Origin of the sequence: Empedobacter sp. UBA7611, assembly GCF_002484365.1 — a bacterium.
GTDB classification, from domain to species: Bacteria; Bacteroidota; Bacteroidia; order Flavobacteriales; family Weeksellaceae; genus Empedobacter; species Empedobacter falsenii_B.
The window spans coordinates 26,317-40,887 of sequence record NZ_DLJR01000059.1 but is presented as its reverse complement, the minus strand read 5'-3'; the positions used below and the strand labels follow the sequence as shown (position 1 = coordinate 40,887).

The 14,571-nt window shown below is 33.1% G+C and carries 13 protein-coding genes and 1 other RNA gene; 7 read left to right on the top strand and 7 right to left on the bottom strand.

Annotation, left to right across the window (positions count from 1 at the left end):
• The 4 genes from B3R94_RS10190 to ssrA all read right to left on the bottom strand — a co-directional run.
• On the bottom strand, window positions 1-765 hold a 765-nt coding region (locus tag B3R94_RS10190; RefSeq protein ID WP_291100605.1), incomplete at its 3' end, for a hypothetical protein.
• Window positions 766-918: 153 nt separating this feature from the next.
• Complete coding sequence (locus tag B3R94_RS10185; RefSeq protein ID WP_291100602.1) at window positions 919-1,686, bottom strand: Fic family protein; 768 nt, start codon at window positions 1,684-1,686, stop codon at window positions 919-921.
• Window positions 1,667-2,890, bottom strand: a complete 1,224-nt coding sequence (locus B3R94_RS10180) for a site-specific integrase (protein ID WP_291100599.1) — start codon at window positions 2,888-2,890, stop codon at window positions 1,667-1,669. The genes B3R94_RS10185 and B3R94_RS10180 overlap by 20 nt, the downstream gene beginning before the upstream one ends.
• Window positions 2,891-3,068: 178 nt before the next feature.
• Window positions 3,069-3,466: a transfer-messenger RNA gene (ssrA, locus tag B3R94_RS10175) on the bottom strand.
• Between the two features lie 142 nt (window positions 3,467-3,608).
• Here ssrA and B3R94_RS10170 point away from each other — a divergent pair.
• From B3R94_RS10170 to B3R94_RS10160, 3 genes are all read left to right on the top strand, one after another.
• A complete protein-coding gene (locus tag B3R94_RS10170; protein ID WP_291100596.1) occupies window positions 3,609-5,114 on the top strand; it encodes an aldehyde dehydrogenase family protein in 1,506 nt (501 codons plus the stop codon).
• 63 nt (window positions 5,115-5,177) lie between these two features.
• Window positions 5,178-6,212, top strand: a complete 1,035-nt coding sequence (adhP, locus tag B3R94_RS10165) for an alcohol dehydrogenase AdhP (protein WP_038336794.1) — start codon at window positions 5,178-5,180, stop codon at window positions 6,210-6,212.
• 16 nt (window positions 6,213-6,228) lie between these two features.
• Window positions 6,229-6,609: a DUF779 domain-containing protein gene (locus tag B3R94_RS10160; RefSeq protein ID WP_038336795.1), complete on the top strand. Its 381-nt coding sequence runs from the start codon at window positions 6,229-6,231 to the stop codon at window positions 6,607-6,609.
• A 53-nt stretch (window positions 6,610-6,662) separates the two neighbouring features.
• Here B3R94_RS10160 and gltX read toward each other — a convergent pair whose 3' ends face one another.
• Window positions 6,663-8,171 (bottom strand): glutamate--tRNA ligase, encoded by a 1,509-nt coding sequence (gltX, locus tag B3R94_RS10155; protein WP_291100591.1) that lies wholly within the window; start codon window positions 8,169-8,171, stop codon window positions 6,663-6,665.
• 118 nt (window positions 8,172-8,289) lie between these two features.
• Here gltX and B3R94_RS10150 point away from each other — a divergent pair, with 118 nt between their 5' ends.
• The 4 genes from B3R94_RS10150 (at window position 8,290) to B3R94_RS10135 (ending at window position 13,707) form a co-directional block, all read left to right on the top strand.
• Entirely contained in the window at window positions 8,290-9,159 is an 870-nt protein-coding gene (locus B3R94_RS10150) for an MBL fold metallo-hydrolase (RefSeq protein ID WP_115002237.1), read from the top strand.
• A gap of 86 nt (window positions 9,160-9,245) precedes the next feature.
• Window positions 9,246-10,919: a regulatory iron-sulfur-containing complex subunit RicT gene (ricT, locus tag B3R94_RS10145; RefSeq protein ID WP_291100588.1), complete on the top strand. Its 1,674-nt coding sequence runs from the start codon at window positions 9,246-9,248 to the stop codon at window positions 10,917-10,919.
• Window positions 10,903-11,364 carry a gliding motility lipoprotein GldH gene (locus B3R94_RS10140; protein WP_084106949.1) on the top strand — a complete coding sequence of 154 codons (462 nt, stop codon included), beginning with the start codon at window positions 10,903-10,905 and terminating at the stop codon, window positions 11,362-11,364. The genes ricT and B3R94_RS10140 overlap by 17 nt, the downstream gene beginning before the upstream one ends.
• 6 nt (window positions 11,365-11,370) lie before the next feature.
• Window positions 11,371-13,707: a transglycosylase domain-containing protein gene (locus B3R94_RS10135; protein WP_291100585.1), complete on the top strand. Its 2,337-nt coding sequence runs from the start codon at window positions 11,371-11,373 to the stop codon at window positions 13,705-13,707.
• Window positions 13,708-13,762: 55 nt separating this feature from the next.
• Here the strand turns inward: B3R94_RS10135 and B3R94_RS10130 are convergent, their stop codons facing one another.
• Complete coding sequence (locus B3R94_RS10130) at window positions 13,763-13,984, bottom strand: hypothetical protein (RefSeq protein ID WP_038336800.1); 222 nt, start codon at window positions 13,982-13,984, stop codon at window positions 13,763-13,765.
• Window positions 13,985-13,998: 14 nt separating this feature from the next.
• Complete coding sequence (locus B3R94_RS10125) at window positions 13,999-14,523, bottom strand: GNAT family N-acetyltransferase (RefSeq protein ID WP_291100582.1); 525 nt, start codon at window positions 14,521-14,523, stop codon at window positions 13,999-14,001.
• Window positions 14,524-14,571 lie beyond the last annotated feature (48 nt).

Below are 14,571 nucleotides of genomic sequence, written 5' to 3'. Positions count from 1 at the left end.
AACTTTCGTTAGGATATCCACTTCACCATCTTTATCAATGTAACTTTTGATGTCTAAACTTTCACTCAAATTTGTAAATGATATATCTTTTACGATAACAGGTATTTGAAAAATGTGTGAAAAAACACCAATAAATTTGGCTTTTTTCTTTACATCTCCTAAACTTTCATATAACCCATAAAATAATTCTTCTTTTATTCCTATGAATGTTTTTATATAATTTTTATTTTTTACATCAACATCTTCTATGAATTCATTTATTCCATTTTCTAGAATATTTATTAGTAAAATATTTGTAAAGGGATTATCAATATCCAGAGTTTCTCCAATTTGAGGAATTAATTTTATTGAATTAAATATGTATATCGTGAAACTATCATCATCTTTAGTCCTAGTTTCCTTCATATCAATTAAATATTTTTTTATTTTTAAAAAATCATCTTTTATATTACTAAATTGATTGAAGAAATCTTTATGCTTTGAATTCTGTATTGCCTTTAAATACTCATAATTAAAATAAACCCCTAAGCTTCTGTAAAACTCAATATTCTCAGATAGGTCAAACTCCTCTAAAAGCAATTTTAATAGATTATCAATAACAACAGGAATCTTGTAAGAATTGTATCCCCATTGAGTGGAGAAAACTGTATCTACTAAATCTTTGTTAAAGGTGTATTCTATAGTATCATCACCACCATATACAATATAATTAGCTTCTTTTTCTGATTTATTATGATCGATTATATAAAGATTGTATGTATTCATTATTATATATTTTTTGTAACTTTTGTATTATTGTAAAAATAGTAGTTTAAATATTATTATAGAAAGGCTCAGGACTGTTTTACTATATAAAACCTCTTCTTTATCTCCTGAGCCTGTAATCTACCATAGTAACTTCTTACAAAAATTACAAGTTTACAAGTTTCCCAATATTCTAATCATTCGTTGTAACATTTCTTCTAAATTTTGAATAATATGATTAATAAAAGGTTCTTTATTACGTTCTACTTGTACAGTTTCTAAAGCTGAGTAGTATTTTAACCTGCTATCTTTATCGCCTTTTAAAATTGCAATTGGGAAACCATTTTGTAATAAAATCAAATTCATCAATAATCTTGCAGTACGTCCGTTTCCGTCTATAAAAGGATGTATAGTTACTAAACGTTCGTGCATTTCAGCACTTAGCTCAACTGGGTGCAATTTGTCTTTATTCTCATTGTACCATAAAAACAAACTTTCCATTTCCTTTTGAACTAAATATGGTTGAGGTGGAAGGTGCTTTGCTCCCGAAATCAATACTTGTAAATTTCTATACTTCCCCGCTTGTTTATTATTGATTCCTTGTAGAATTAAATAATGAATTTGTAATAAATTTCTTTCCGTAATTGTTTCATTTTGCTTTGCAAGCTCTTTGATATATTCAATTGCATTTTGATGGTTAACTGCTTCTAAATGCTCATTCAAAGACTTTCCACCAATCGTTAAACCTTTTTCTAGTACAAGAGCTGTTTCTTGTAGTGTCAAAGTGTTTCCCTCTAGCCTATTACTTTCATACGTATATTCAATATCAAGAGCCTTCGTAACTTTATCGCTTTGTAAGTTCATAAGCTGGTTAAGATGTTGTTTTAATTCATCTAAATGTTCAAATCTATTTTTCATAATTTTATTTTCTTTTTGGTTCAAGTTTCGACCTCAACAAATCTGCTTTCTGCTTATCGTTCATCTTAATATATGTTTGTAGGGTTTTAGTTTGTTTGTGTCCTGTACCAAGTTTCAACGTATCTAAATCAACTCCTTTTCCATAATTAAGCGTTACAAAAGTTCTTCTTGCTGTATGGCTACTTATCATCTGCCATCTCACTTTTTTATTGTCACCGTTGTACTGCTTATTGAGTGTTTCGCATAGTTTAGCAACTTCTTTGATATACTCATTGAACTTGACATTAGATATCTTAGGAAGTTTATAACTATACTTTACAAGAATTGTTTTTACAGCTTTCAACAATGGAAGAGTTAATTGCTCATTTGTTTTCTGCTGTCGTATTGCTATGTACTCATCATCAATTATGTTTGAATGATTTATTTTGTTGAGGTCTGAAAATCGTTGACCTGTATAACATGCAACTAAAAATAAGTCTCTTACTTGTTCCAATCTTTTGTTATCAGATAAGTCTAATCTTTCCATTTCATCTATCTCACTTTCACTCAAAGCAATATTATCTACTTCGATATCCTTTGTTAAAAATCTACTATTATGCAAAAATGGATTAACCTTGATACCTAAATTTTCAATAAAATATAAAACTGTTCTCAAAAATTTCATTTTACGATAAACAGTGGTAGGAGCATATTTCTTAGTCTCGATTAAATACTCTACATATTCATTTCTAAACTTCAAATCAATCATCTCAGTATTATAAATACGCTTCTTATCCTTCTGAAAATCTTTGAAGTTTTCTTTGGCTTGTTTATACTTTTGAACTGTGGTATGAGCTGTTGTAGATTTTATAGTCTCAATGTAGTCATCAAAATAATCTAAAATTGTTTTCTTATCAACTTTCTTAAACATTGGATTATTCTGAAAGTATTCCTGTTCAATCAAATTCTTTAATTCTTCCGAGTTTGGTTTTCTTTTGAAGGTTTCAGTAAAGCTATTAAACATTTTATAAGCTACTTTTTCAATTTCGACCAATTCTTTGTTTATAGTTTGATGATTCTTTTCTGAAATGGTTTCCTTAACTTTCAACCTTTCTTTATTCCAAAACTTCGGATTAACCTTCTGTTTAGTTGAGATTTTCATCTGTAGACCATCCCAACGCATGACCAAATAAATAATCGTTTCTGAGCTACTCTTCGGCTCTTTCAATACAAATGTTGTCTTTATCATATATCATTTTTTTAAAATTCCTTTCTATGAGAGGGATTCAAGCTGATATACGAGGGGATGAATTAGGGGATGAAATAGCGTTTTTTTACCTATTTTTATACAATTTCAAAAAGTATGGACATAAAAAAAGCCCTATTTCTGCTGAAATAAGGCTTTTAACTGCTAAATGCTGTTAAAAAAGTGGAGCTGGCGGGATTCGAACCCGCGTCCAAACAAGCAACAAATAAGCTTTCTCCATGCTTAGTTTATTATTAATTTTCGACGAAATCCTGAGAATAAACACTCTGTCATCCGCTTATCATCTAAAATCTCGAAACCTATCCGATGCACTAAGGTTTCTATTCTTACTTTCCCGTGTCCCTGTATCAAACGCCGTAAGTCAAGGCTTTTGAGGGACATTCAGCTTCTATACCTAGTATAGACGTGGCGTATTCTTACTAAAATTCAGAATTATGCAGCTAAAGCGTACTCTTCGTTGCCAGTTAAAAAGTTGAAGTGCCTGATTAAAGTGAGTACACAACCTATCACTGCATGCTTACTTACCCATTGGCCTTGCTGTCAAAACCAGTCAGCCCCATAAAGTAAATTGTCAATAAATAATTGACGGATGCCAAATGTACAAATTTTATACCAAATAGAATTAACTTTTTCTAAACATAATTATTGAACAAATTTGAATAAATTAGAAAAAATTTAATTCACAAAAAATTTTAATAAAATGGGAAACTTAGTTAATGTACCTACATTCAAAGATCATTATGACAATTACATCAATGGTCAATTTACGCCACCTACAAATGGAAAATACTTTGATGTTGTAACGCCACTTACTGGAAAAGTTTTTACAAAAGCTGCGCATTCTTCAGAAGAAGACTTAGTAAAGGCGGTAGATGCTGCTCACGAAGCTTTCAAAAGTTGGAGTCAAACTTCGCCAACGCAACGAAGCATTATTTTGAATAAAATTGCAGATCGAATCGAAGAAAATCTACAAAATGTTGCGGCTGTAGAAACTTACGATAATGGAAAACCAGTTCGTGAAACGTTGAATGCTGATATTCCTTTGGCAATCGATCATTTCAGATATTTTGCTTCGGTAATTCGTGCTGAGGAAGGTTCTATCAACGAATTAGATAAAGATACAGTTTCAATTATTATCCACGAGCCAATTGGTGTTGTTGCGCAAATTATTCCTTGGAACTTCCCAATTTTGATGGCGGTTTGGAAATTAGCTCCTGCGTTAGCTGCTGGAAACTGTGTGGTTTTAAAACCTGCTGAATCTACTCCTATCTCGATTTTATATCTATTCGAATTAATTGGAGATTTATTACCTCCAGGAGTTGTTAACATTGTAAATGGTTTTGGTGGAGAATTAGGTCGCGCATTGGTGACAAATCCTAAAGTATCGAAAGCTGCATTTACAGGATCTACAGCTACAGGACGTTTCGTGATGCAATATGCAACAGAAAATATTATTCCGGTTACCTTAGAATTAGGTGGAAAATCACCAAATGTATTCTTCGAATCTGTAATGGATCATGATGATGATTTCTTAGACAAAGCAATTGAAGGTGCAGTATTATTTGCACTTAATCAAGGTGAAATTTGTACGTGTCCGTCACGATTATTGATTCAAGAATCTATTTATGATAAGTTTATTGCACGAGTTGTAGAACGTGTAAATATGATTAAATCAGGAAATCCTCTTGATCCTGAAACAATGATTGGTGCGCAAGCTTCTCAAATTCAGTATGACAAAATTTTAAGTTATATTAAATTAGGAAAAGAAGAAGGTGCAGAAGTTTTAACTGGTGGAGATGCTAATCATTTAGGTGGAGATATTGAAAATGGATATTACATCAAACCAACATTATTTAAAGGAAATAACAAGATGCGTATTTTCCAAGAAGAGATTTTTGGACCTGTGTTAGCTGTGACAACTTTTAAAGATGAAGCAGAAGCGATTGAGCTTGCTAATGACACAATTTATGGTTTAGGAGCTGGTGTTTGGACGCGTGATGCACATCAATTGTATCAAATTCCACGTGCTATTCAGGCTGGTCGTGTTTGGGTTAATCAATATCATAGTTATCCTGCTGGAGCGCCTTTTGGAGGTTATAAACAATCTGGAATCGGACGTGAGAACCACAAAATGATGTTAGATCATTATCGTCAAACTAAAAATATGTTAGTTTCTTACAGCAAAAAGAAACTTGGATTCTTCTAGTCAAAACATTTAAAAATACTACCATTGATATCTATTTTAATAATAATTTAAAACCATAATATTATGATTCCAAAAACAATGAAAGCGGCGGTTGCACAAGGATATGGACAACCTTTAAAAATTCAAGAAGTTCCAGTAAAAACTCCTGGGCGATATGAAGTTCTCGTAAAAGTAATCGCATGTGGTGTTTGTCATACAGATTTGCATGCAATTGATGGAGATTGGCCTGTAAAAGCTAAAATGCCTTTAATTCCTGGACACGAAGGGGTTGGTATTGTCGTAGCATGTGGACCAGAAGCTCAAGTGAAAGAAGGTGACGCTGTTGGTGTTCCTTGGTTATATAGCGCTTGTGGATGTTGTGATCATTGTATTACTGGATGGGAAACACTTTGCGAAGCTCAACAAAATGGTGGATATAGTGTAGATGGTGGATTTGCTGAATATGTAATTGCAGACTCTAGGTATGTAGGGCATTTAAAATCGAATACAAACTTTCTAGAAATAGCTCCAATTTTATGTGCTGGTGTAACAGTGTATAAAGGATTAAAAGAAACGGATACTAAACCTGGAGAGTGGGTTGCTATTTCTGGAATTGGAGGCTTAGGACATGTTGCTGTACAATACGCAAAAGCAATGGGATTGAAAGTAGCTGCTATAGATGTTGCTGATGACAAACTAGATCTAGCAACAAAACTTGGAGCTGATATAACTGTAAATGCTAAAAATACAGATCCTGGAAAATTTTTGCATAAAGAAGTTGGCGGAATGCATGGAGCTCTAATTACTGCAGTATCTCCAATTGCTTTTAAACAAGGAATTGATGTATTAAGACGTAAAGGAACAATTGCTTTAAACGGATTACCTCCAGGATCATTCGAACTACCTATTTTTGAAACTGTTCTAAAACGAATCACCGTAAGAGGTTCTATTGTTGGAACAAGAAAAGACTTACAAGAAGCATTAGATTTTGCTAACGAAGGTTTGGTAAAAGCTACTGTAACACCAGCTAAATTAGAAGACATTAATGATGTTTTTGACAAAATGAAAAAAGGTCAAATTGATGGTCGAATAGTATTAGATATAGCTAGTACAACTTAAAAAAAAATTTTTCTGTATGAAATCAATTAATCGTATATCTGCATCTGATAAAGCAAAAAAACTTCTAGTTGAATTAAAAGCAAAACATGGCGATTTAATGCTTTATCAAGCGGGAGGTTGCTGTGAAGGAACGCAACCGCAATGTTTCAGAAAAGGAGAATTTTATCTTCGATACAAAGATGTTTGCATAGGAGAAATTGATGGAGTAGAATTTTGGATTGACAAAGATTTGTTCGAATATTGGAAACATGCACATTTCGAATTAGATGTAATTGATGCAATTGGCGCAGGAGGTTTTTCGTTAGAAGTTCCGCTTGGCAAAACATTTAAAGTCAATTATCGAATATTCTCTCAAGAAGAACTTAATCAATTAGACGAAGTCAAAATCAATTTATAAAAGAAAAGCCATTTGCAATGCAAATGGCTTTCTTATTTATGATAGAAATAATTTTATCCTAAAACTTCAATCGCTTTGTTGATACGCGCAATCGTTTCCTCTTTTCCTAAAGTTGCCATAATTACAGGAACATCTGGTCCTTGTAATGCACCAACTAAACTAAGACGTAAAGGCATTCCAATTTTTCCAAATCCAATTTCTTGCGTTGTAACAAATTCTGCCATCGCATCGTGTAAAACTTCTGAAGTAAATTCTGATGAATTTAAAACTTCAACAAATTTTCCTAAAATCTCTTTCGAATCATCTTTCCAAGCTTTTTTAGCTGCTTTTTCATCGTAAGTAGAAGGAGCTATATAAAAGAATTGACCTTGTTCGTAAATATCTTTTACAAAGTTTGCTCTTTCTTTTAACAATTCAACCACTTTTGCGTCTAAAGCTGGATTAGCTTCGATTCCGTTTTCTTTTAAAACTTCTTCGAAAGATGGCAATAATTCTTCAACAGATTTTTGTTGTAAATATTGATGATTAAACCAAGTTGCTTTCTCTGGAGAAAAACGTGCGCCCGATTTCGAAACTTTTTCTAATGAAAATGATTGAGTCAATTCTTCCATTGTAAAAATCTCTTGATCAGTTCCAGAGTTCCATCCCAATAAAGCTAACATATTCAATACTGCATCTGGGAAATAACCTTCTTGTTTGTATCCTTTTGCAATTCCCTCTTCTGTTTTCCATTCCATTGGGAAAACTGGAAATCCGTGTTTGTCTCCATCACGTTTACTTAGTTTTCCTTTTCCTTCTGGTTTCAAGATTAATGGTAAATGTGCGAAACAAGGTGCTTCCCAACCAAATGCATCATACAATAATTCATGTAAAGCCATTGATGGTAACCATTCTTCTCCACGAATTACGTGAGAAATTCCCATCAAATGATCGTCCACAATATTAGCTAAGTGATACGTTGGCATTCCATCAGATTTAAACAAAACTTTATCATCTAAAGTTGATGCATCAATCGTGATTTTTCCACGAATCATATCATTCAATAAAACTGTACGAGAATCATCAATTTTGAAACGAATCACATAAGGCGTTCCATTCTCAATTAAAGCTTTTGTTTCAGCTTCTGTCATTGACAATGAGTTTTTCAACTTTCCTCTTGTCGACCAATTATAAATAAATGTTTCTTTATTTTCGTCTGCTTTTGCACGTGCAGCGTCTAATTCTTCTGCCGTATCAAACGCATAATATGCATTTCCAGAAGCTAATAATTCGTCTACATATTGTTTGTAGATTTCTTTACGCTCTGATTGACGGTAAGAACCTAAATCTCCACCAAAACCAACACCTTCATCAGGAGTTAAGCCTAACCATTTCAACGAATCGATAATATATTGTTCAGCACCTTCCACATAACGTGTTTGGTCTGTATCCTCTATTCTTAATAAGAATTTTCCGTTATTATGTTTTGCGAAAAGATAATTGTATAACGCAGTACGGACTCCTCCGATGTGTAACGCACCTGTTGGACTTGGCGCAAATCTTACACGAACTTCTTTTGCCATTGTATCAAAATTTTTGCAAATTTAAGTCGTTCAATTCTATAATAGATATTTATTTTAAATAATATTCTATTTTTTATCTTCGTAAAACGAAAATTCAACAAAATAAAACCACATAAAAATGAAATTATATACAATAGAAACAGGAAATTTTAAATTAGATGGCGGCGCAATGTTCGGAATTGTACCAAAATCGATTTGGAATAAAACCAATCCTGCTGATGATAGAAATTTAATCGACCTTGCGATGAGATGTCTATTAATCGAAGATGGTAAACGATTAATATTGATTGATACAGGAATCGGAACTAAACAAGATGCAAAATTCTTTGGTTTTTATTATTTATGGGGCGATGCTACTTTGGATAACTCTTTAGCCAAACATGGTTTTCATCGCGATGATATTACAGATATTTTCTTGACGCATTTGCATTTTGATCATTGTGGTGGCGCAATTCAATACAACAAAGAGAAAGATTATTTAGAAGCTTCATTCAAAAACGCAAAATTTTGGTCGAATGCGAATCATTGGGATTGGGCAGTAAATCCAAATCCACGTGAAAAAGCGTCTTTCCTGAAAGAAAATATTTTACCTCTACAAGAAAGTGGACAACTTAATTTGATTGATTTGCCTCAAAATGGATCTATTTTAGAAAATTCTCCACTTGGTTTTGATATTTTATTTGTGGATGGACATACCGAAAAGCAAATGTTACCAATCATTACATATAAAAGCAAAAAAATAGTTTATATCGCAGATTTAATCCCAACTGTAGGGCATATTCCATTAATTTATGTAATTGGGTTTGATACACGACCTTTAATAACAGTTGAAGAAAAAGGAACGTTTTTACAAAAAGCAGTCGAAAATGAATATATTTTGTTTTTTGAACATGACCATGTCAACGAATTAGCTACGTTAAAATTAACAGAAAAAGGGGTTAGATTAGATAAAACCTATTCATTTTCAGAAGTTTTTGATTCAATTTAAAATCAATTTCATAACCGAAATGATTTCACAAATTCAGAAAAATATTTTCATACCTTTGTGTTGTCATTTAAAAAAATTATAGAAGCATGGGATGTGGATCTTGTGGAACTTCTAATGGCCTTCCGAAAGGATGTAACAATAATGGTGCTTGTGGCACTGATGGTTGTGGAAAATTATCAGTTTTTGATTGGTTATCGAATATGCAACTTCCAAATGGACAAGAAAAGTTCAATTTTGTGGAAGTTCGTTTCAAAAACGATCGAAAGTTTTATTATAAAAACGAAAACAACATATCTCTAAATATTGGCGATGTAATCGCTGTTGAAGGAACGCCCGGTCATGATATTGGGGTTGTTACACTTACGGGTGAGCTTGTTAGAATCCAGATGAAAAAAAAGAATCTTTCGTGGACTACGGAAGATGTCAAGAAGGTTTATCGCAAAGCGAACCAAAAAGATATAGAAACTTGGGTAGAGTTTCGTGATAGAGAAAAACAAACAATGGTTGATTCTCGAATTATGGCGAAAAACCTTAATTTGGAAATGAAAATTTGTGATGTTGAGTACCAAGGAGATGGAGCGAAAGTTACATTTTATTATACAGCAGAAGGACGTGTCGATTTTCGTCAATTAATCAAAGAATACGCAGGTAAATTTGGCGTAAGAATTGAGATGAAACAAATCGGATATCGTCAAGAAGCAGCAAAAGTTGGTGGAATTGGATCTTGTGGACGCGAATTATGTTGTTCTACTTGGTTAACAGATTTCCGCTCTGTGAGCACTGCTGCGGCACGTTATCAACAATTGTCAATTAACTCGCAAAAGTTAGCTGGACAATGTGGTAAATTAAAATGTTGTCTAAATTTTGAATTAGATTCATATTTAGATGCATTAAATAGTTTTCCGTCAATGGAAAGCCGTTTCGAGACTGAAAAAGGTTGGGCACATTGTGTTAAAATCGACGTTTTCAAGAAAGAAATGTGGTTTGCTTATGACAAAGGAGGAATTGTTTGGTACAAATTTTCGGTAAACGATATTCAAGAGTTTTTAGCAATTACTGCAAAAGGTCAAAAAACTGAACCTTTAGAAGATTTAGCTAAAAATGTAGAGGAATCGAAACCAGATTTTGCAGATGTAATTGGTGAAGATTCTTTAGAACGTTTTGAACGTAAAGAAAAAAAGAACAAAAAACGTAAAAGAATTAAGAATAATCAAAATTCTGGAAACGAAAAAGTTGCGGCGAATACTAATAATCTAAAACCTCAGATGGCAAAACAAAAACAGCCTAATGAAGCCAAAGATAAAGCAAATCGTCCTGAAAATAAACAAGGAAAGAATCCAAATCAGTCTAAAAAGAATAATCAAAATAGACCGATCAAAAATTCGAATCCTAATCAGAATCAGCAACTACAAAATCAGCCAAAAGAGAAGCAACAGCCAACTCAGGCAAAAGAGCAACAAGTTCAACCAAATACTGATCAGCAAAAGCCGCAAGGAAATAATCGAAATCGCAATAAACAAAAGCGAAAACCGAATAAACCGAGCAATAATAGCCAACAAAATAATCAAACAAATCAGGCTAATCAGTCAACTCAACAACCAAAAAAACAACCTCAGCAAAATAATCAAAATGCTGAGCAAAAACCGAAAACTAAGGACGAGAATCATACAAATAATTCTCAACCGAATCCAAATAAATCGAAGAATCGAAGTAAAAAAAGATTTAATCGTGGGCCAAAACCAAATGATACGCAACAGTAGTTTGCTTTTTATTTTAGTCTTTTTATTGTTTAGTTGTGAGGCTAAACATTATTATCAAGACACAAAAGATGTGAAAGACGAATGGAAGAGTAATCAACCTCAAACCTTTACGTTTGATGTAAAAGATCCAAAACCTTCGGCTGTTAACATTGGATTTGTGTTAAGAAATAATACGTCGTATGAATATAGTAACTTATATTTGTTCACGAAATTCATCGATCCTAAAGGAAACGAAATGATTGATACCTTACAGTATTACATTGCAAATCCCGATGGAAGCTGGATTGGTAAAGGAATGACAACAAAAGAAATGATGTTGGTTTATCGTGAAAATTTACCAATAAAAGACTCTGGTCGCTATCAACTAAAAGTTTGGCAAGGTATGCGAACAAAAAATTTGAAAGGAATCGAAGACATTAGTTTGATTGTTGATAAAGCTGAATAATACAGAATGGAAAACAATAAAAATCCTAAAACAAGCGCAACTTCTAAAGCAAAAAAGAAGTTCAATAGCTTTTCATTAGCCAAAAAAATAATCGTTACCATTTGGGTACTGTTTTTTTGTGCCGTATTAGGAATTTTCGGAATCTTTTGGGCGACATCTAACGGATGGTTAGGTGAAATTCCCAATGTACGTGATTTAGAAAATCCTGATATTTATGTTTCATCAGAAATTATTTCTTCTGATGGTGTTTTGTTAGATCGTTTCGAAGCAGAACGCAGAACACCAGTTGATTACAAAGATTTACCTCCACATTTGGTTGACGCATTGTTAGCAAAAGAGGATGTTCGTTTCTTTGATCATTCAGGTGTAGATATTAAAGCTGCTTTCCGTGCTATATCTTCAGGTGGTGATTCAGGAGGTGGATCTACAATTACACAGCAGTTAGCAAAACAGTTGTACACAAAAGACCCTTCTTCTAATAAGGTGAAACGTGGTTTACAAAAACTAAAAGAATGGGTAACTTCTGTTCAATTAGAAAAATTGTATACAAAAGAAGAAATCATTGCGATGTACTTCAATAAGTTTGACTTTATCTATGGTGCAAAAGGAATTGAATCTGCTTCTAAAGTTTATTTCAATAAAACAACAAAAGAATTGAACTTGGACGAAGCTGCAACATTAGTTTCTATGTTTCAAAATCCTGTGAAATTCAACCCTATAAAAAATCCTGCATTATCTACAGAAAAAAGAAATCTTGTATTAGAACAAATGATGAAATACAACAAGATTTCTAGAGCAGAGGGTGAGGCTGCTAAAGTCGCTCCTTTAGTTACAGATAAGCAAGATATTATGAAACATGATGAATCACATTCAGCATATTTCAAATCTGCTTTGAGAAAGGAAATTCAGCAATGGATGGTTGATTATGAGAAAGAAACAGGAAAATCTTATAACCTTGAAAAAGATGGTTTAAAAATTTATGTAACGTTAGACTCAAGAATGCAGAATTTAGCTGAAGAAGCGGTTAAAAAACAATTAAAAGTTTTACAAGATCAATTCTTTGGAGAGCAACGTGGACGTAGTTTAGCACCATTTTATAATATTTCTGCTGCAAAAAGAACACAAATCTTTAAGCAAGCAATGGCTCGTACAGATTTGTACAAAAAGATGAAAGCCGAAGGAAAATCTGAAGCTGAAATCGAAACTGTTTTCAATACACCTCGCGACTCTGTTCAGTTCTTTACATGGAACGGAATTCAGTACAAAAAAGGGAAAACATTGATGGATTCAATCGAATATCACAAACATATTTTACAAGCTGGTTTGATGTCAATGGATCCAAAAGATGGAACAATCAAAGCTTGGGTTGGAGGAATCGATTGGAATTATTTCAAATTTGACCACGTAAAACAAGCACGTCGTCAGGTAGGTTCTACGTTCAAACCGTTTGTTTATGCAACAGCGATTAATCAATTAGGATTAACACCTTGTCATACTGTTTCTAATGAGAGAATTCCAGGAAATTGGTCTCCTCGAAATGCTAATGGTAAATATGGTGGATCTCAAGATTTAAGAACTGCATTAGCTTATTCAACAAATATTGTCGCTGCTCGTTTGATTATGCAAACAGGTACAGAACCTGTAATTCAAATGGCTCGTGACCTTGGAGTTGAATCTCCTATCGTAAAAGATCCTACAATTGCATTAGGTTCTGCAGACTTATCATTGTATGAAATGGTTGGTGCGATGAGTGCTTTTGCAAATGGTGGTATTTACATTAAACCTCAATTAATCTTAAGAATAGAAGATAAGCAAGGTAAAGTTATCAAAGATTATACTCCTCAAACACGAGAAGTTGTTAATGAAAACGTAGCGTACACTATGATTGATTTGATGAAAGGTGTTATAGATAGAGGTTCTGGTGCGAGATTAAGAAATCGCTACGGAATGACTGCCGAAATTGCTGGTAAAACAGGTACAACAAACGAAAACTCTGATGGTTGGTTTATGGGATTAACACCAAATTTAGTTACTGGAGTTTGGGTTGGTGCAGAAGACCGATTTGCTCACTTTGCGAGTACAGCCACAGGGCAAGGAGCCAATACAGCTTTACCTATTTGGGCTTACTATATGCAAGGAGTTTACAAAGAAGGAGGAAAATTTGGCGTAACAGCTGGAGATAAATTTGATAAACCTAAGGACATTGAAAAACACTGGGATTGTTCGAATACATACGGATTCCATCAATATGATGAAATGTATGATCCAGGTCCAATTATCGAAGGAAGTGGTAGTGAAAGCGTAGGCGAAAACTATGAAGTTCCTGATGAAGAAGGTCAATAATTAAAATTGATATAAACAAAATAGCCACTCAAAATTGGGTGGCTATTTTTATGATTTATAATTCTTCTTTTTCCTCTTCGTTATCAAACTGATTGTTGTATGCTTCACGTTCTTGTGCCAATTTCTTTTCACGTTGTTTTTTCTTAAAATCTCGAATCGTCATATACGTTAACAACACTACAAGCGCTGCAACCAAAAAATAATTAGCATACGTAAATAAGTTCGTAATTGTATCCGTTACCACCTCATCTGGTGTTACAACAGCTTTTTCTTCCATAGGAAATATTTTAATTATTGATAGAATTCTTTCGGATATTCTACCATTCCATTTATATTTTTCAGCGCATCTTCCACCAACTCAATTGCCATACAATTTTCATCTGGAACATCAAAAGGTAACTGAATATCAAAGTCAGATGCTTTTCTGTAACCAAATTTAGGATAATAAGTTGGATGACCTAACAAAATAATCGATTCAAAACCTAATTCTCTCGCTTTCTTATGCGCAAATTCTATTAAATTACCACCAATTCCATTTCCTTGATAATTAGGTAAAACCGCTACAGGAGCAAGTGCTAAAGAATCGTAAGAAAAATCTGAATGATTAATTTTAATCTTTGTCAATGAGATATAACCAACAGTAAGTCCATTCATTTCAAAAACAATAGACAAATCAGGAACAAAACTATCAGAATTTCGTAATCGTTCTACTAAAAATTGTTCACGATGATCACTATATTCTTCATTTTCAAATGCCTTTTCAATCAATTTAAAAATTTGTTCATAATCGCTTTTCTCCTCTTTCCTAATATTCATGCTCCATCAATTGATTAACCTTATAAAATTAGAAAAAGGTTTTAACAA